Origin of the sequence: Shinella sp., from assembly GCF_049651085.1 — a bacterium.
GTDB lineage: Bacteria > Pseudomonadota > Alphaproteobacteria > Rhizobiales > Rhizobiaceae > Shinella.
Window position 1 is genome coordinate 21,430 of sequence record NZ_JBASBL010000026.1, and the last position, 17,166, is coordinate 38,595.

General features: G+C 63.9%; 23 protein-coding genes. 11 read left to right on the forward strand and 12 right to left on the reverse strand.

Annotation, left to right across the window (positions count from 1 at the left end; translation table 11 throughout):
* The first annotated feature begins 6 nt into the window (after window positions 1-6).
* Window positions 7-621 (forward strand): leucyl/phenylalanyl-tRNA--protein transferase, encoded by a 615-nt coding sequence (gene aat, locus WA950_RS16105; protein WP_424552730.1) that lies wholly within the window; start codon window positions 7-9, stop codon window positions 619-621.
* 21 nt (window positions 622-642) lie between these two features.
* Here aat and WA950_RS16110 read toward each other — a convergent pair whose 3' ends face one another.
* The 4 genes from WA950_RS16110 to gatB all read right to left on the reverse strand — a co-directional run bounded on the left by WA950_RS16110 (window position 643) and on the right by gatB (window position 3,731).
* The gene (locus tag WA950_RS16110) at window positions 643-1,098 is read right to left on the reverse strand and encodes a DUF2155 domain-containing protein (RefSeq protein WP_424552731.1); all 456 of its coding nucleotides are present in this window, start codon (window positions 1,096-1,098) and stop codon (window positions 643-645) included.
* A 76-nt stretch (window positions 1,099-1,174) separates the two neighbouring features.
* Window positions 1,175-1,573 (reverse strand): NADH:ubiquinone oxidoreductase subunit NDUFA12, encoded by a 399-nt coding sequence (locus tag WA950_RS16115; protein WP_424552732.1) that lies wholly within the window; start codon window positions 1,571-1,573, stop codon window positions 1,175-1,177.
* Between the two features lie 152 nt (window positions 1,574-1,725).
* Window positions 1,726-2,226 carry an N-acetyltransferase family protein gene (locus WA950_RS16120; RefSeq protein ID WP_424552733.1) on the reverse strand — a complete coding sequence of 167 codons (501 nt, stop codon included), beginning with the start codon at window positions 2,224-2,226 and terminating at the stop codon, window positions 1,726-1,728.
* 2 nt (window positions 2,227-2,228) lie between these two features.
* On the reverse strand, window positions 2,229-3,731 hold the full coding sequence (gene gatB / locus WA950_RS16125) for an Asp-tRNA(Asn)/Glu-tRNA(Gln) amidotransferase subunit GatB (protein WP_424552734.1): 1,503 nt from the start codon (window positions 3,729-3,731) through the stop codon (window positions 2,229-2,231).
* Between the two features lie 129 nt (window positions 3,732-3,860).
* Between gatB and WA950_RS16130 the strand changes: the two genes are divergently transcribed.
* From WA950_RS16130 to WA950_RS16145, 4 genes are all read left to right on the forward strand, one after another.
* A complete protein-coding gene (locus WA950_RS16130) occupies window positions 3,861-4,166 on the forward strand; it encodes a DUF1294 domain-containing protein (RefSeq protein WP_424552735.1) in 306 nt (101 codons plus the stop codon).
* Between the two features lie 57 nt (window positions 4,167-4,223).
* Window positions 4,224-4,667, forward strand: coding sequence for an RrF2 family transcriptional regulator (locus tag WA950_RS16135; protein ID WP_424552736.1), 444 nt, complete (start codon window positions 4,224-4,226; stop codon window positions 4,665-4,667).
* Window positions 4,668-4,751: 84 nt separating this feature from the next.
* Window positions 4,752-5,654: an NAD(P)/FAD-dependent oxidoreductase gene (locus tag WA950_RS16140; RefSeq protein WP_424552737.1), complete on the forward strand. Its 903-nt coding sequence runs from the start codon at window positions 4,752-4,754 to the stop codon at window positions 5,652-5,654.
* A gap of 192 nt (window positions 5,655-5,846) precedes the next feature.
* Entirely contained in the window at window positions 5,847-6,104 is a 258-nt protein-coding gene (locus WA950_RS16145; RefSeq protein ID WP_424552738.1) for a YjhX family toxin, read from the forward strand.
* A 42-nt stretch (window positions 6,105-6,146) separates the two neighbouring features.
* Here the strand turns inward: WA950_RS16145 and WA950_RS16150 are convergent, their stop codons facing one another.
* The 5 genes from WA950_RS16150 to WA950_RS16170 all read right to left on the reverse strand — a co-directional run bounded on the left by WA950_RS16150 (window position 6,147) and on the right by WA950_RS16170 (window position 9,904).
* Window positions 6,147-6,659, reverse strand: coding sequence for an N-acetyltransferase family protein (locus tag WA950_RS16150; protein WP_424552739.1), 513 nt, complete (start codon window positions 6,657-6,659; stop codon window positions 6,147-6,149).
* Window positions 6,660-6,838: 179 nt separating this feature from the next.
* Window positions 6,839-8,320: an Asp-tRNA(Asn)/Glu-tRNA(Gln) amidotransferase subunit GatA gene (gene gatA, locus WA950_RS16155; protein WP_424552740.1), complete on the reverse strand. Its 1,482-nt coding sequence runs from the start codon at window positions 8,318-8,320 to the stop codon at window positions 6,839-6,841.
* 18 nt (window positions 8,321-8,338) lie between these two features.
* Window positions 8,339-8,803, reverse strand: coding sequence for a GNAT family N-acetyltransferase (locus tag WA950_RS16160; RefSeq protein WP_424552741.1), 465 nt, complete (start codon window positions 8,801-8,803; stop codon window positions 8,339-8,341).
* A gap of 3 nt (window positions 8,804-8,806) precedes the next feature.
* On the reverse strand, window positions 8,807-9,094 hold the full coding sequence (gene gatC, locus WA950_RS16165) for an Asp-tRNA(Asn)/Glu-tRNA(Gln) amidotransferase subunit GatC (protein ID WP_424552742.1): 288 nt from the start codon (window positions 9,092-9,094) through the stop codon (window positions 8,807-8,809).
* A gap of 105 nt (window positions 9,095-9,199) precedes the next feature.
* On the reverse strand, window positions 9,200-9,904 hold the full coding sequence (locus WA950_RS16170) for a metal-dependent hydrolase (protein WP_424552743.1): 705 nt from the start codon (window positions 9,902-9,904) through the stop codon (window positions 9,200-9,202).
* A 144-nt stretch (window positions 9,905-10,048) separates the two neighbouring features.
* Between WA950_RS16170 and WA950_RS16175 the strand changes: the two genes are divergently transcribed.
* Together WA950_RS16175 and ruvX are read left to right on the forward strand one after the other, a co-directional pair.
* The gene (locus WA950_RS16175) at window positions 10,049-10,345 is read left to right on the forward strand and encodes an alkylphosphonate utilization protein (protein ID WP_424552744.1); all 297 of its coding nucleotides are present in this window, start codon (window positions 10,049-10,051) and stop codon (window positions 10,343-10,345) included.
* A gap of 10 nt (window positions 10,346-10,355) precedes the next feature.
* A complete protein-coding gene (gene ruvX / locus WA950_RS16180; protein ID WP_424552745.1) occupies window positions 10,356-10,841 on the forward strand; it encodes a Holliday junction resolvase RuvX in 486 nt (161 codons plus the stop codon).
* Here ruvX and WA950_RS16185 read toward each other — a convergent pair.
* Together WA950_RS16185 and WA950_RS16190 are read right to left on the reverse strand one after the other, a co-directional pair.
* Window positions 10,787-11,113: a DUF6105 family protein gene (locus tag WA950_RS16185; protein WP_424552746.1), complete on the reverse strand. Its 327-nt coding sequence runs from the start codon at window positions 11,111-11,113 to the stop codon at window positions 10,787-10,789. The genes ruvX and WA950_RS16185 overlap by 55 nt on opposite strands.
* Window positions 11,110-11,241 carry a hypothetical protein gene (locus WA950_RS16190; RefSeq protein WP_424552747.1) on the reverse strand — a complete coding sequence of 44 codons (132 nt, stop codon included), beginning with the start codon at window positions 11,239-11,241 and terminating at the stop codon, window positions 11,110-11,112. Before WA950_RS16190 ends, WA950_RS16185 begins: the two co-directional genes overlap by 4 nt.
* Before the next feature lie 209 nt (window positions 11,242-11,450).
* Between WA950_RS16190 and WA950_RS16195 the strand changes: the two genes are divergently transcribed.
* Complete coding sequence (locus WA950_RS16195; RefSeq protein ID WP_424552748.1) at window positions 11,451-12,386, forward strand: AEC family transporter; 936 nt, start codon at window positions 11,451-11,453, stop codon at window positions 12,384-12,386.
* On the opposite strand, the gene WA950_RS16200 is transcribed toward WA950_RS16195, so the two are convergent.
* Window positions 12,368-14,020: an acyl-CoA dehydrogenase family protein gene (locus WA950_RS16200; RefSeq protein WP_424552749.1), complete on the reverse strand. Its 1,653-nt coding sequence runs from the start codon at window positions 14,018-14,020 to the stop codon at window positions 12,368-12,370. The two genes, WA950_RS16195 and WA950_RS16200, sit on opposite strands and share 19 nt — an antisense overlap.
* A 161-nt stretch (window positions 14,021-14,181) precedes the next feature.
* Between WA950_RS16200 and WA950_RS16205 the strand changes: the two genes are divergently transcribed.
* From WA950_RS16205 to plsY, 3 genes are all read left to right on the forward strand, one after another.
* Window positions 14,182-15,123 carry an aspartate carbamoyltransferase catalytic subunit gene (locus tag WA950_RS16205; protein WP_424552750.1) on the forward strand — a complete coding sequence of 314 codons (942 nt, stop codon included), beginning with the start codon at window positions 14,182-14,184 and terminating at the stop codon, window positions 15,121-15,123.
* Entirely contained in the window at window positions 15,120-16,412 is a 1,293-nt protein-coding gene (locus WA950_RS16210; protein ID WP_424552751.1) for a dihydroorotase, read from the forward strand. The genes WA950_RS16205 and WA950_RS16210 overlap by 4 nt, the downstream gene beginning before the upstream one ends.
* Window positions 16,413-16,559: 147 nt before the next feature.
* The gene (gene plsY / locus WA950_RS16215) at window positions 16,560-17,165 is read left to right on the forward strand and encodes a glycerol-3-phosphate 1-O-acyltransferase PlsY (protein ID WP_424552970.1); all 606 of its coding nucleotides are present in this window, start codon (window positions 16,560-16,562) and stop codon (window positions 17,163-17,165) included.
* Window position 17,166: the final 1 nt, after the last annotated feature.

The following is a 17,166-nucleotide window of genomic DNA, read 5'->3' on the forward strand; positions in this document are numbered from 1 at the left end:
GTCGGTATGGCAGGGCGTCGCAGTCGGAATCCGGAAATAACGCCGGAACTCCTTTTGCGCGCCTATTCCATCGGACTCTTCCCGATGGCCGATTCGGCGGACGACCTGGAACTTTTCTGGGTCGAGCCGGACATGCGCGGCGTCATCCCGCTTGATGGCCTCCACGTCTCGCGCAGCCTCGACAAGGCGATCCGCAAAAAACCCTTCGACATCCGTTTCGACACCGCATTCGATGCGGTGATTGCGGCCTGCGCCGAAGCCGCGCCGGACCGCCCCTCGACATGGATCAACAAGAAGATCAGGTCGCTCTACGGAACCCTGCATCGCATGGGGCATGCCCATTCGGTCGAGGCCTGGGACGGGGACGAACTGGTCGGCGGACTCTACGGCGTTTCTCTCGGGGCTGCCTTCTTCGGCGAAAGCATGTTCTCCCGGCGCACGAACGCCTCGAAGATCTGCCTCGTTTATCTGGTGGAGCGCCTCAAGACTCGCGGCTTCCGCCTGCTCGATACGCAGTTCACCACCGAACATCTGATGACGTTCGGTGCGATCGAAGTGCCGAAGCTCGAATACGAGGACATGCTGGCGGACGCCCTGGCCTCGCCTCACCTGCCGTTTTAAATCTTTAGCTTGAGACAGACGCTACTGCGTCTTCGCGTCGCCGTCCTGCGGCGGCGGTACGTCCGACTTCGCCTTGCATTCGGTCAGCCACACGTCATAGACGGGGTGCTCGACGGCGTTGAGGCCGGGGCTGTCGGCGAACATCCAGCCGGTAAAGATGCGGCGGATCTTGCGGTCGAGCGTGATCTCGTCGACCTCGACGAAGGACGTCACCTTCTGCGCTTCGGTATCGTCGCGGCTGTAGCAAACCTTGGGCGTCACCTGGAGCGCGCCGAATTGCACGGTCTCGCCGATATAGATATCGAAACTGGTGATGCGGCCCGTGATCTTGTCGATGCCGGAGAAGACGGCGACCGGGTTTTCGATGCGCGCGGCATTTGCCGCCACGGGGGCAATGGCAAGGCCGGCGGCCGTCGCGGCGAGCGCAACCGGAAGGAAGCGCCGTACAGCGTTTGCCCGTGAAAACCCGAATATCATGAATGACGTCTCCTGCGATCCGTTCCGGCATTCGCCGGCTGCTTCGAGCTACCGGCGAAATGTGGCCAAATCGGTATCAGCTGCCCGGCGTCCAGGCGTCATAGTCGCCGGTCACGCGCGGACGTTCACCGGTTGCGGCAATCGAGCCCGGCGGACGGTAGGCCTGGGACGTGCCGGTCTGGTTGGCGCGGTGCGGCTTCTGCCAGTCACGCGCCTTGTAGTCCTCGTCGGCCGGGGAGACATTGGTGCGGTGGTGCATCCAGCCGTGCCAGCCCGGCGGGATGGCGGAGGCGTCTGCGTAGCCGTTATAGATCACCCAGCGGCGCGTCCGGCCCTCGGAATCCTTGGAACCGCCCTGATAATAGACGTTGCCGAATTCATCCTCACCAACCTTGGTGCCGAAGCGCCAGGTGTGAAAGCGGGTGCCGATCGTCTGACCGTTCCACCAGGTGAAAATCTGCTTGAGAAGGTTCATGGGCTGGCGTCCTTGGCAGGGCCATGCTGGAAGCGTAGCCCGAGACTGATGGTTCGCCCGCACGAGCGGGTGATATTTTCTTTCGCTTATGGCGCGACACCGCCGGAATGTCCAGCGATTCCCACGCCTTCGCCCACGGCTTTTCGCCGCGGTCAACCGGCAAGCGGCTTCTCGTAGACATGGAGCGGAACACCGGAGACATTGTCCGCCGTGTGCTGCGCCTCACCGACCTTGACGAAGCCATGCGCGCTATAGAACGCGACGGCCGCCGCGTTGCGCGGATCGACCTCGAGGAGCATGGCATTGGCATCCGGGAAGCAGGTTTCAAGCTCGGCGAACAGGTCCCGGCCGATTCCCTGGCGCTGGTAGCGCGGCAGCACATAGAGCTGGTGCAGCAGAACCGTCTTCGGCCGGTCCTTCGACATGGCGGCAAAGCCCATGCCGGCAAGCTCCATGCCGTTGTCGGCCACAACGAACTCGGCTTCCTTGCGTTCCAGCCGCGCTTTCAGTGCCGGCACCGCGTGCCAGCGCGCCGTGATCTCGCTCACCTTGTCCACGCCGTAGAGCGCGTCATAGGTCGCATGCCACGTCTCGGCCAGAAGCGCGCTGACTTTCACCAGATCGCGCTCGCAGGCCGTTCGGACGAAGAACATGATCAGTCCTCGATGCCGAGCTTCGCCTTGACGAGCGACTGCACGGCCTGCGGATTGGCCTTGCCGCCCGTCGCCTTCATCACCTGGCCGACGAACCAGCCGGCAAGCGTCGGCTTGGCCTTGACCTTCTCGACCTGATCGGGATTCGCGGCGATGATCTCGTCGACGGCCTTTTCGATGGCGCCGGTATCCGTCACCTGCTTCAGGCCGCGCGTCTCGACGATTTCAGCCGGGTTGCCACCCTCGCTCCAGACGATCTCGAACAGGTCCTTGGCGATCTTGCCGGAAATCGTGCCGTCCTTGATGAGGTCGATGATGCCGCCGAGCTGTTCGGGCGAAACCGGTGTCTCTTCAATGGCCTTGCCGTCCTTGTTCAAGGCGCCGAGCAGGTCGTTGATTACCCAGTTCGCGGCAATCTTGCCATCGCGGCCAGCGGCCACGGCCTCGTAGTAGTCGGCAATCGCCTTTTCGGAAACGAGCACCGAGGCATCGTAGACCGAAAGGCCCAGATCCTTGACGAAGCGGATCTTCTTGTCGTCCGGCAGTTCCGGCAGGTCGGCCAGAAGCTTGCCGACGAACTCGTTGTCGAATTCCAGCGGCAGCAGGTCCGGATCGGGGAAGTAGCGATAGTCGTGCGCGTCTTCCTTCGAGCGCATCGAGCGGGTCTCGCCCTTGCCCGGATCGAAGAGGCGGGTTTCCTGATCGATCGAGCCACCATCCTCCAGAATACCGATCTGGCGGCGCGCTTCATATTCGATCGCCTGGCCCATGAAGCGGATGGAGTTGACGTTCTTGATCTCGCAACGCGTGCCGAAGCCTTCACCCGGACGGCGCACGGACACGTTGACGTCGGCGCGCATGGAGCCCTCGTCCATGTTGCCGTCGCAGGTGCCGAGATAGCGCACGATGGAGCGCAGCTTGGTCATGTAGGCCTTGGCCTCGTCCGACGAGCGCATGTCCGGCTTGGAGACGATCTCCATCAGCGCGACGCCCGAACGGTTGAGGTCGACATAGGACATGGTCGGATGCTGGTCGTGCATCGACTTGCCGGCGTCCTGCTCGAGATGCAGGCGCTCGATGCCGATCTCGATATCCTCGAAATTGCCCTGACGGTCGGGGCCGAGCGAGATGACGATCTTGCCTTCGCCGACGATCGGGTCCTTGAACTGGGAAATCTGGTAGCCCTGCGGCAGGTCCGGATAGAAGTAGTTCTTGCGGTCGAAGATCGAGCGATGGTTGATCTGCGCCTTCAGGCCGAGCCCGGTGCGCACCGCCTGGCGGACGCATTCCTCGTTGATGACCGGCAGCATGCCCGGCATGGCGGCATCGACGAGCGACACGTTGGCGTTCGGCGCATTGCCGAATTCCGTCGAGGCGCCGGAGAAGAGCTTGGAATTGGAAAGAACCTGGGCGTGCACCTCCAAGCCGATGATGACTTCCCAATCGCCGGTGGCGCCGGGGATGAAGCGTTTCGGATCAGGGGTACGGACGTCGACGAGGGTCATTTTAGGCTCTTGCTGTGCTGTCTTCGGTGCTGTCTCGGTAGAACATATGAGCAGGCGGCGCAAGGTTTACAGCGGGTGCGTCCCGCCGCCGTTAGCCAAGTCGCAAGGATGATCGGCTAAAAGCGGGTAATGGGCACGACAACAACGCTTCTGGTCATTTTTCTTCTCCTCAACGTCGTGACGTTCTGCGTCTACTGGTGGGACAAGGAAGCCGCGCGCGATGGCCATTGGCGCGTTTCCGAAGCGCGGCTGCTGCAGTTCGCGTTCATCGGCGGCAGTCTGGGCGCCTTTGCCGCGCAACGGTTGCTGCGCCACAAGACGCGCAAGGAACCGTTTCGCACGCAGCTGATGGCAATCCTGATTCTGCACGCGCTGCTGATCCCGACGACCCTGATCTTCGGGCCTTCTCTCTATCGCATGCTGCTCGCCGGCTGACGCGCCTCTCGCGGACACGTGTTGACACGCGATCGTATTCGTAACTATTATTGTTACATGAAAAGAAACAGCCGCCTTTCCGCCGTGCTTCACGCACTCATGCACATGGCCGAACGCGAGGAGCCGATGACCTCGGATGATCTTGCCGTCTGCCTCGACACCAATGCCGTCGTCGTCCGGCGCACCATGGCCGGGCTTCGCGACGCCGGCATCGTGCAATCCGGCCGCGGCCATGGCGGCGGCTGGCATTTTGCCAAACCGCTCAGCGACATCTCGCTGCTCGACATTTACAACGCGCTCGGCGAGCCGATCCTCTTCCAGATCGGCCCGGCGACCGAAATGCCGGGCTGCGTGATCGAACAATCCGTCAACCGGGTGATCGGTGACGCACTGACGGATGCCGAGGCGATCCTGATGGCGCGCTTCGCCGGCACGACGCTCGCCGACCTCGCGGTCGATTTCCGCGCGGCGGCAAGGCACGGCCGGCCCGATACCGGCTAAGCCGCAGTCATCCCTATGCCCTGCACCGAACGGACGGCGCCCGCCGGCCGAACGATGCCGCTCGCTCCATAGAAAGGATCCACCATGACCGAAGATGCCATCATCATCGGCGGAGGTTTTGCCGGCCTCTCCGCCGCCATGCAGCTCGCCCGCGCCCGCCGCCGCGTCACCGTTCTCGATACCGGACAGCCTCGGAACCGCTTCGCTTCCCACGCGCACGGCTTCCTCGCGCAGGACGGCCGACCGGGAAGCGATATTCTCGCCGATGCCCGCCGCCAGCTTCTCGCCTACGAAACCGTCACCTTCCACGACGCCCGCGCCGAGCGGCTCGACGGTCAACGCGATGCCTTCTCCGTCGTCACAGGCGATGGCAGACGGTTCAACGCGCGGCGCGTGCTGCTGGCCACCGGGTTCGAAGACCAGTTGCCCGCCGTTCCCGGCCTTGCGGAGCGCTGGGGCAAGACGGTGCTGCATTGCCCCTATTGCCACGGCTACGAGGTGGGCGGCGGCCCGGTCGGCGTCCTGGCGCGCACCGCGGAGGCAGCCCGCTTTGCGGCCGTCGTCGCCGACTGGGGCAATATCACGCTCTTCACCAATGAGGCGCCGGAACCGGACGATGAAGCCCTCGCCGTTCTCGCCGAGCGCAATGTGAAGCTGCGGCCGGGCCGTGTCACCGCCGTAACCGACGGGCCGGACGGCATGCTCTCCGTGGAAACAGGCCCCGGCATGTCGACACTCGTCAAGGCGCTCTTCGTCATGCCCGAGGCGCGGGTGCGCAGCGCCATTCCGGCCGATCGCGGCCTGAAGCTGAAGGAGACCCCCATCGGCAACATCCTCCACACGGACGACACCGGCCAGACCTCCCTGCCCGGTCTCTATGCCGGTGGTGATATCGCGCTCGGCGCAGCCAACATCTCGCTCGCCTCGGCCAATGGCGTGAAGACCGGGGTCTTCCTGCATCATTCGCTGATCTGGCCTGCACATTGACCTTTGCGGACGTCCCGGTTATTTCCGGAGCATCCGTAATGGAGTTTTGATGTCTAATTCGTCTGAGACCTGCTGAGGACCCTGCCCGCCAAAGCTTGCGCGCAGGGTCTGAAAAAACGATGAGCCCTGCCACCCCCGGGTGGCGGAACGTTTTTTCGCGTTCATTCGAACGCCAGACGGATCTTCAGAACAATGGACATTTCGCGCGCCGAACAGCGCATTCTTCACCTGCTCGCTCAGGGCGGCAGGATCGATATCGAAAAAGACGAAACCAGAAAGCTCGTGAGCGTGGCCTGCATCACGCGGGACGGCTGGCGGACGAGCGGGTTGGACATAGACCTGTTCCGCAAGCTGAAACGCCGGCGATGCATCGCCTCTATCGGCGGCAAGCCCTACCGCATCACCCAGCGCGGACTTGAGCTGGTGCGCTCGCAACAGGACAACCAGTGAACGGACGGGAGGCGGGTGAAAGCCCGCCTCCTGATTTTCGCTCTAAAGTCCGCCCGGTCCATAACCGATCGGTTCGTCAGCGATGAGCTGCCGGCGCAGGCCGACCGATTCGACGTCGCGGTCGAGTCGCTCAGAATAGTCGATCGACAGCCAGCTGACCGCATAGCCGTGCTTCCGGAAGAAACCCACGGCCGCAAGATTGCGCGCATGGGTCTGAAGCCGCGCCGCCTCGAAGCCGGCCGCAGCGATCTCCGCTTCCATGGCGGCAAGCAGGGCGGAGCCGAGCCCCATCCTCTGGCGTTGCGGATCGACCCACAGATCGGTGATCTCGTCGTCCAGCGCCTCGCGCGAGGCCCAGCCGAACAGCGCGCTGTCCAACTCGGCGACGGTCACCCGCAGCCATTGGCGAACAAGAAACTGCTGAAAGGTGTTGCGGGCATATCCACGCCGCAGTTGAAGGTCGGCCACGCCGACGACGGCCTGCTCCCAGGCCCGCACGCCGATTTCGACCAGCGTCGGTACGTCTTCTGCGCGGGCATTGCGAACGGTGATCATGCAGCCATGAAAGCACTGTGCGGGACGGTTGGCGAGAGAGGTGGAAGCCTATCCACGGGGATGATGGAAAGCGGGCGCGCAAACAGGCCAGCCGTCCCTGTCAGGCAAGGCTATTGGGCATATCGTCCGTAGCGGCAATGCTTGCCGCTACGGTACGGGTTAGACTGCGAAAGCGCCCTTTACCACCACTTGGCGGGCGAGAAGCGGCCCGCGGCCTGCTCGATGACATGCGCCGTCTTGAAGAGGCTTTCCTCTTCGAAGGGCTTGCCGATGAGCTGAAGGCCAAGCGGCAGGCCCTTATGGTCGAGACCGGCCGGCACGGTAAGGCCCGGCAGACCCGCCATGTTCACCGTCACAGTGAAAATGTCCTGCAGGTACATCTTTACCGGATCGGAAGCGAGGTCTTCATCGGCGATGCCGAAGGCCGAGGACGGCGTGGCGGGGGTCAGGATAGCGTCGACGCCGGCGTTGAAGGCAAGCTCGAAGTCGCGCTTGATCAGCGTGCGGACCTTCTGCGCCTGAAGATAGTAGGCGTCGTAGTAGCCGGCCGACAGAACGTAGGTGCCGATCATGATGCGGCGCTTGACCTCGGTGCCGAAGCCGGCGGCGCGGGTCTTCTCATACATGTCGACGATGTCCTTGCCGTCGACGCGCAGACCGTAGCGCACGCCATCATAACGGGCAAGGTTCGAGGAGGCTTCCGCAGGCGCCACGATGTAGTAGGCCGGCAGGGCATATTTCGTGTGCGGCAGGGAGATGTCGACCACGTCGGCACCGGCATCCTTCAGCCAGGCAATGCCCTTCTGCCACAGCGCCTCGATCTCCTCCGGCATGCCGTCGAGACGGTATTCGCGCGGAATGCCGATGCGCATGCCCTTCAGCGACTGGCCGAGCGAAGCTTCGTAATCCGGCACCGGCAGATCGACGGAGGTCGTGTCCTTGGCGTCGACGCTGGCCATCGATTTCAAGAGGATGGCGGCGTCGCGCACGTCGCGGGCAATGGGACCTGCCTGATCGAGCGAGGAGGCGAAGGCGACGATGCCCCAGCGCGAGCAGCGGCCATAGGTCGGCTTGATGCCGACGGTGCCGGTGAAGGCGGCAGGCTGGCGGATCGAGCCGCCGGTATCGGTCGCGGTAGCGCCGGCGCACAGGAACGCGGCAACGGCGGCAGCCGAACCGCCCGACGAGCCACCGGGCACGAGATCGGCATTGGAGCCGTTCGCACGCCACGGGTTCTTGACCGGACCGTAGTAGGAGCTTTCGTTGGAGGAGCCCATGGCGAACTCGTCCATGTTCAGCTTGCCGAGCATGACGGCGCCGTCGTTCCACAGGTTCTGGGTGACGGTCGATTCGTATTTCGGCTGGAAGCCGTCGAGAATGTGGCTGCAGGCCTGCGTATGAACGCCTTCGGTGGCAAACAGGTCCTTGATGCCGAGCGGAATGCCTTCCAGCGCGCCCGCCTTGCCCGCGGCGATACGGCCGTCGGAAGCCTTCGCCATTTCGCGCGCCTTGTCCGGCGTGACGGCGACATAGGCGTTGAGAGCACCGTTGGCAGCCTCGATCGCGCCGAGATAGGCATCCGTCAGTTCGACGGCGGTGATCTCCTTGGCGCCGAGCTTTTCGCGGGCTTCGGCAATGGTCAGGCGGGTCAGGTCGGTCATGGCTTCGGTCACTTCGGGTCAGGCAGCGGAAAGCTGCTTTTGGTAAAATATGGAATAGGGTGAGGCCGGATAGTCGAGCACGGGGCCGCAGCGGGAAAAGCCGGCCTTCTCGTAGATCGCCCATGCCGCCGGATGCTGGTCGCCGGTTTCCAGGACGAGCGTTGCCAGCTCCTCCCGTTCGGCAGTGGCCAGGATTTCGCCGAGGATGCGCCGGCCGATGCCCTGCCCCTGCCAGTCCGGCCGGGTAAACATGCGCTTCACCTCGCCAACAGTCTCGGAATGGCGCTTCAGCGCGCCGCAGCCGACGACCATGTCGCCATCGCGGGCGATCCAGACCGTGACGGTCGGCTCGGCCATCTGCTCGACGGTGAGGTGATAGCAGGCTTCCGGCGGTGAGAGCGCGTGCAGCACCGTGTTCAGCTCCGCGACCAGCGTGCGAACATCATCCTGCAACGGGCTTTCGACGGCGATGGTAACGGTCAAGGATTACTCCACAACCTTCGGAACCTGGAAGAAATTGCGATCGGTAGCAGGCGCATTGGCGACGACATCGTCGGCCTTGTTGCCGTCGCTGACGATATCCTGGCGCTTGCGCATCGCCATCGGCGTGACGGAGGTCATCGGCTCGACGCCGGCGACATTCACTTCGGACAGCTGCTCGACAAAGCCGAGGATGCCGTTCAGCTCGCCGGTCATGCGGCTTGCCTCTTCCTCGCTGACGGCGATGCGGGCAAGGCGCGCGACGCGCTTCACGGTGGCTAGATCTACGGACATGGATGGTCTCCGCTCTGGAATTTCCTACCCGCTATACTGACCAAGCCCAAGGGGCGCAACGGGGGAATGGCCCCATCCACGCCCCCTCGCCCGTTTTCCGGCCGTTCAGCGCGAGACAGAACCGCCCACCGCCGGCACCTCGATCTTCGCGGATGCGCCGTCCATGGCCGCCACGAAGAGGTCCGCCGTCTGGTCGATGATGCCGAAGGAACCGTAGTGGCATGGAATGACGGTGTCGAACTTGAAGAAGCGCTGGCAGGCGAGCGCCGCCACGGCACCGCCCATGGTGAAGCGGTCGCCGATCGGCACGAGGCCGATGTCCGGCTGGTGCAACTCGTTGATCAGCGCCATGTCGGAAAAGATGTCCGTGTCGCCCATATGGTAGAGCGTCGGGGCGTCCTCGAAATGCAGGACGAGGCCGTTGGCATTGCCGAGCGAATGGGAGACGCCGTCCTCGGTGATCTGCGCGGAGGAGTGCAATGCATTGACGAAGGTGGTGGAGAAGCCGTCGAAGTGAACGGTACCGCCGGTATTGCCCATATCGACCTTCTGGACACCCTTTGCGCCGAGCCAGGCGGCAAGGTCGGCATTGGCCAGCACCGTCGCACCGGTCTCCCGCGCGATCTCGATCGTGTCGCCGACATGGTCGCCGTGGCCGTGGGTCAGCAGCACATGCGTGAGGCCGGCAACGGCGTCCTTGCGGGTCGATTCGTCAAAGGCGGGATTGCCGGTGAAAAACGGATCGATGAGGATCCTTGCCTTGGCGGTTTCGATCCGGAAGGCCGAGTGGCCGAGCCAGGTGATCTTCATGACATTTCTCCTGTTTCAATCCCTGTAGACGACTGAACCGGCGAATGCCGTTCCAATCCCTGGTGGGATCGTTATAAGCGTGGCGATAGAGATGGAGCAACGCCCGGCACCCTGCCGGCACCGCGCCATACAGAAGGAGCTGCCATGAGCAACGACGACTATATCTATGACGAAGCAACCGGCGAATGGCGCCCGGCTTCCGAAATCGCGGCGGACAAGGCTGCGCAGAATGTGGTGCGCGATGCCTCCGGCACCGAGCTTGCCGATGGCGATTCGGTCGTTCTGATCAAGGATCTGAAGGTGAAAGGCGCCGGCCAGACGCTGAAGCAGGGCACGGTCATCAAGACGATCCGCCTCACCGACAATCCGGAAGAGATCGATTGCCGGCATGACGCCATCAGGGGCCTCGTGCTGCGCACGGAATTCGTGCGCAAGCGCTGAGAGGTCTCCCATGGCAACACTGACACTGGAAGAACTGGCTGAAACCCTTGCCCCCGGCCAGCCGATTGCCGGCCTCGATCTCGGCACCAAGACCATCGGCCTTTCCGTGTCCGATCTCGGCCGGCGGCTGGCGACGCCCCGGCCGGTGCTCAAGCGCGTGAAGTTCACCCAGGATGCCGAAGTCCTGCTGGCCTTCGCCGCGAAGGAAAAGGTCGTCGCCTTCGTCATCGGCCTGCCTGTCAATATGGATGGCAGCGCCGGCCCGCGTGTTCAGGCGACACGCGCATTCGTGCGCTCCATGGCCGACAAGACCGACATCCCCTTCATCTTCTGGGACGAGCGGCTCTCGACGGTAGCGGCGGAACGCACGCTGATCGAGATGGACGTGTCGCGCAAGAAGCGGGCCGAACGCATCGATTCGGCGGCCGCCTCCTTCATCCTTCAGGGGGCGCTGGACAGGCTTTCTTCGCTGGCCAGAACAGCCGACGACGACTGATGGCGGGCCTTCCACCACGCCGAGATCTGCTTGCGGCGGCGGAAGGCGATGATGCCGAGCACGATGAAGCTGTCGACGATGATGGCGCGCAGAACGAGCGGCGGAAGGCTTTCCGGCGGAACGCCGAGAATGTTGCCGTAGATCTGGAACACCAGGTCATGCACTTCGCGCGTCAGCATGAAGATGCCGAAGTTCATGTCGTAGTACGACAATCCGTACCAGCCGCCGAGCAGCGCGATGGGCAGCGCCCATAGAATCAGGAACCACTTCATGCCGCCCCCCTCCTCATAGTGAGAAGGTCGCCGGCTGCAAAGATCATCTCGCTGACGGCAACGCCCGCCGCAAGCACGATGAGCGGCAGGACGATATCCACCGCCGCGAAGGAAAACAGGGTCGTCATGACCGAAATCCGGGCCGTTCTGGCCATAGTCAGCACTCGCTCTACATGGTTAACACCAGGTAAACGCTACTTTTGCCCGTTAACCCTCGCCGCGCAACGCAAACCCTTCAACAAGGTTAATTTCCACTCGGCGGCCTCTCGGCAAGGCCCTTGCCTTGCCCGGCGGGCCATGGAATGAGCAACAATCCCACTCCAGCCGATCCGGTTCCATGCTCACCATCTTCGAAAGCATCCTCCCCGTCTTCCTGCTCGTCGTCCTGGGAGCGCTGCTGAAACGCTGGCCGGTGATCGATCGCAACATGTGGGGCGGGCTCGAACAGCTCGGCTTCTACGTGCTGTTTCCGTCCCTCCTCTTCACCACGCTCGCCAATGCGGAATTCTCCGGCATGGCCGCAGGCGATATAGCGATCGGCTCCATCGGGTCGGTGACGTTCATCGCGCTGGTCCTGGCGCTCTCCTGGCCGCTCTTCCGTTCAGCCGGCGTATCGGCGCCCGCCTATACATCCGTCTTCCAGACATCGACGCGCTGGAATGCCTTCATCGCGCTGGCAATCGCCGAAAAGCTCTATGGCCCGCAGAGCCTGGCGCTCGTCGCGCTGGTGGCCACGCTGATCATCATCCCGATCAACCTCTACAATATCGGCATTCTCGTCTGGTTCGGCGGCGGCACGCGCAATCTGAAGACCTTCGCGCACAAGATCGTCAGCAATCCGCTGATCATCGGCTCGGTGCTCGGCGTGGCGGTCAATCTGCTGGATATTCCGATCTACAAGCCCCTGATGCAGGCGGCAGACCTGGTTGCCGGCACCTCCCTCAGCCTTGGCCTCATCATGGTCGGCGCAGGGCTGAAACTTTCCGACGCGCTGAAACCCCGTCCGCTCGCCCTGCTGCCCGTTGGGCTGAAGCTGCTCGTGATGCCGCTGGTGATGACAACCGCAGCCTACGCCCTCGGCATGCGGGGAGAACCGCTTCTGGCGATTGCCATGGGGGCGAGCGTGCCGACGGCCATGAACGGCTATGTGCTGGCCAAGCAGCTGGGCGGCGATGCGCCGCTCTACGCCGCAGTCGCGACGCTGCAGACAATCGCGTCGTTCTTCACCATTCCCATGGTGCTGGCGGCAACCGCCTATCTTGCCGGCGGGTAGAGCAGGTCGACGATGTAAGCCGAATCGAAGCGCGAATCGAGCATGCCGTAGGTCGAGCGCCAGCCGGAAGCGAGGCGCGTTTCAAGGAACGCATCCGCGATGCGGCCGGCACCGGCCCGGTAGAGTTCGGCGGCGGCGGCGGCAAGCGCCAGCTGCTCGACAAGCATGCGGGCAGCCCCCTCGTCACGCTCGCAGAGCGACAGGCAGGCGCGCAGCACATCGACCGTCTTCTTCCCGGCCGGGCCGAGATCGCGGGCAAGGCCGGCGAAGAGCATTTCGAAGAGGTCCCTGCCCCGGCCGATGACGCGCATCAGGTCGAGCGCCATGACATTGCCGGAGCCTTCCCAGATCGCGTTGACCGGCGCCTCGCGGTAGTGCCGTGCGATGGGGCGTTCCTCGACATAGCCGCTGCCGCCGATGCACTCCATCGCCTCGTAGATGAGGGCGGGCGCGATCTTGCAGCACCAGTATTTCGTGACGGGCGTCATGATGCGGGCATAGGCGGCATCTTCCGCGCTGTCGCGCGCCTTGTCGAAGGCGTCGGCAAGGCGCAGCGAAAGCGCGGTCGCCGCCGCAACGTCGAGCGCCATGTCGGCAAGCACGCGCGTCATGATCGGCTGGGCGACAAGCGGCTTGCCGAAGACATGGCGGCCGCGCGTATGGTGGACGGCTTCGGCGAGCGAGGCGCGCATGATGCCGGAGGATGCCAGAGCGCAGTCGAGGCGCGTCAGCGTCACCATGTCGAGAATGGTGCGGATGCCGGCATCCGGCGCGCCGAGCAGGAAGCCGAACGTATCGGAGAATTCCACTTCGGAGGACGCGTTGGAGCGATTGCCGATCTTGTCCTTCAGGCGCTGAAAGCGCAGGCCGTTGCTGGAGCCGTCCTCGAGCAGACGCGGCACGAGGAAGCAGCCGATGCCCTCGCGGGTCTGCGCCAGCATGACGAAGCCGTCGCTCATCGGGGCCGACATGAACCACTTGTGGCCCGTCAGGCGGTAGATGCCCTCGCCGACACGCTCGGCGGTAGAGGTGTTGGCGCGCACATCCGTACCGCCCTGCTTTTCCGTCATGCCCATGCCGAGCGTGATGGCGCTCTTCTGCATGGCCGGCTTGTTGGCGGAATCATATTTGCGCGACAGGATTTTTCGACCCCACTCGCGCTGCACCTGCGGCGAGGTGGAAAGGGCGGCAACCGATGCGCTCGTCATGGTCAACGGGCAGAGATGCCCGCATTCGAGCTGGGCCGTCAGATAGAAGCGCACGGCGCGCGCCTTGTGCGCACGGCCCTGCTCCTCAGGCAGATTTTCCCACAGCGAGGAATGCAGGCCGCTCGCCATGGAGCGGCGCATCAGCGCGTGCCAGGCCGGATGATAGTCGACGACATCGATCCGTTCGCCGCGCGGTCCGTGGGTGCGCAACTGCGGCGCGCCCTCGTTGGCCATGCGGGCAAGCTCCTGCGCCTCCGGCGAGGTCACGTAGCGGCCGATCGCATCGAACTCGTCGCGCAGCCCCTTCGGCATGGCGTCGGTGGCGTCGACCAGCAGCGGGTCGGAGCGATAGGCATTGATGCCCGACCAGAGCGGCGGCTGGTTGAGATCGGCGAGTTTCTGTTCGGTCGTCGTGTCGCGAGTCATGAGCGGGTTCTAGCCCAAGTCGCGACGGGACGAAACGGGGCGCAACGGCCTGCACCCTCTGGATCACCATAAAAGAGTGGGAATGCCCCTCTTCGCCTTGCCGCAGGGAAACCGAGGCTCTATAGACCCCGCGTATCCAACGACAGTTGAGGCGGAGCCCCATGGACTTCTTTCCGCATCGCCACCTTCTCGGCATCAAGGGTTTGACCGAGCAGGAGATCACCCTCCTGCTCGACCGTGCCGACGAAGCGGTGAAAATCTCCCGGCAGCGGGAGAAGAAAACGTCGACGCTGCGCGGCCTGACGCAGATCAATCTCTTCTTCGAAGCCTCCACCCGAACGCAAGCCTCCTTCGAGCTTGCCGGCAAGCGCCTGGGCGCCGATGTGATGAACATGTCGGTCGGCAATTCCTCGGTGAAGAAGGGCGAAACGCTGATCGACACGGCGATGACGCTGAACGCCATGCACCCCGATGTGCTGGTGGTGCGCCACTCCTCCGCCGGCGCGGCTGCCCTGCTTGCGCAAAAGGTCTCCTGCTCGGTGGTCAATGCCGGAGACGGCCAGCATGAGCACCCCACGCAGGCACTGCTCGACGCGCTGACGATCCGCCGCGCCAAGGGCAAGCTCTCGCGCATCATCGTCGCGATCTGCGGCGACGTGCTGCATTCGCGCGTCGCTCGCTCGAACATCCTCCTGCTCAACGCCATGGGCGCGCGGGTGCGCGTCGTCGCACCGGCCACGCTGCTGCCCTCCGGCATTGCCGACATGGGCGCGGAAGTCTACCACTCCATGGAGGAAGGCCTGAAGGATGCGGATGTCGTGATGATGCTGCGCCTCCAGCGCGAGCGCATGTCCGGCGCCTTCGTGCCGTCGGTGCGCGAATACTTCCACTATTACGGCCTCGACGCGGAAAAGCTGAAAGCGGCGAAAGAGGATGCGCTTGTCATGCATCCGGGTCCGATGAACCGCGGCGTCGAAATCGCCTCGGATATCGCAGACGGCCCGCAGAGCGTGATCGAGCAACAGGTCGAGATGGGCGTCGCCGTCCGCATGGCCGTGATGGAAACGCTTCTTCTTTCCCAGAACCAGGGTTTTGGCGCATGACCCGCACGACCGTCCTCAAGAACCTCCGCATCCTCGACCCCTCGCGCAACATCGACGAGAACGGCTCGATCGTCATCGAGAACGGCCAGATCGCCGCCATCGGCAGCAGCGCGCAGAACCAGGGTGCGCCTGAAGGCGCCGAGATCGTCGACGGCCGTGGCCTGATTGCCGCCCCCGGCCTCGTCGATGCGCGCGTCTTTGTCGGCGAACCCGGCGCGGAACACCGCGAAACGATCGAATCGGCCTCCCGCGCGGCTGCTGTCGGCGGGGTGACGACCTTCATCACCATGCCCGACACCGATCCGGTGATCGACGATATCGCGCTGGTTGAGTTCGTTCTGAAGAACGCCCGCGACAAGGCAATCGTCAACATCCACCCGGCTGCTGCGCTGACCAAGGGTCTCGAAGGCCTGGAAATGACCGAATTCGGCCTGCTCAAGGCCGCCGGTGCCGTCGCCTTCACCAATGGCCGCAACCCGATGCACAATGCGCAGGTGCTGCGCCGCGCCATGACCTATGCCCGCGAATTCGACAGCGTCATCGCGCTCGATACCCGCGACAAGTATCTCGGCGCCGGCGGCGTGATGAACGAGGGGCTGCTCGCCAGCTGGCTCGGCCTTTCCGGCTCGCCGCGCGAGGCGGAAGTGATCCCGCTGGAACGGGACCTGCGCATCGCCGGCCTTACCCGCGGCAAGTACCATGCCGCGCAGATTTCCGTGCCGGAATCGGCTGAAGTGGTGAAGATCGCCCGCGACCGCGGCGCCAACGTCACCTGCGGCATGTCGATCAACCACCTGACGCTCAACGAAAACGACATCGGCGAGTACCGCACCTTCTTCAAGCTCTCTCCGCCGCTTCGCGGCGAGGACGACCGCAAGGCAATGGTCGATGCGCTCGCCCGTGGCGAGATCGACATCATCGTTTCCTCGCACGATCCGCAGGACGTCGACACCAAGCGCCTGCCCTTCGCGGACGCGGCGGACGGTGCGATCGGCCTTGAAACGATGCTGGCGGCGGCGCTTCGTCTGCACCATAGTGGCGAAGTCCCGCTGATGCGGCTGATCGATGCGCTCTCCACGCGCCCGGCAAAGATCTTCGGCCTCGACGCCGGTACGCTGGCGCCGGGCGCACGCGCCGATATCGTGCTGATCGACACCGACGAGCCGTGGCTTGCCACCAAGAACCGCTTCGTCTCGCGCTCGAAGAACACACCCTTCGAAGATGCGCGCTTTACGGGACGCGCTGTTAGCACCTATGTTGCCGGCAAACGGGTGCATTCGCTGGGCTAGAACTTGTTTTATCCGCATTGTCCGACGCCGAAGCGATGCCGCTTCGGCTGGAAATGCTCTAGGCGTCTGCACCGCCGCTCGCTGGAAGGGACAGTCTCGGCGAGCGGCAATGAAGCATGGTTCCGGGGGAGAACAAACGTGTCCGACATCTTTACCTGGCAGCTCGGCGCATTGCCGACGCTCGCCGCCCTCGCCTTCGGCTACCTTCTCGGCTCCATACCGTTCGGCCTGATCCTCACGCGGATGGCCGGGCTCGGCGACGTGCGGAAGATCGGCTCCGGCAATATCGGCGCGACGAACGTGCTGCGCACCGGCAACAAGAAGCTGGCGGCGGCAACCCTGCTGCTCGACGCCCTGAAGGGCACGGCCGCAGCCGCGATCGCCTCGCGCTGGGGCGTCGAGGCCGGCATTGCTGCCGGCTTTGCCGCGTTCCTTGGGCACCTCTTCCCCGTCTGGCTCGGCTTCAAGGGCGGCAAGGGCGTCGCGACCTATGTCGGCGTGCTGCTCGGCCTCGTGCCGGTCATGGTCGCGGTCTTCGCTGCGGTGTGGATCGTTCTGGCCTGGCTGACGCGCTATTCGTCGCTCTCCGCCCTGGTTGCAACCGCCGTATCTCCGGTTGTATTGTGGTTTCTCGGCCATGAGAAGGTGGCACTGCTGTTTTCCATCCTCACGCTGATCACTTGGTGGAAACACCGCGCCAATATCAGCCGTCTTCTGAATGGCACGGAAAGCAAGATCGGCAGCAAGGGGTAGA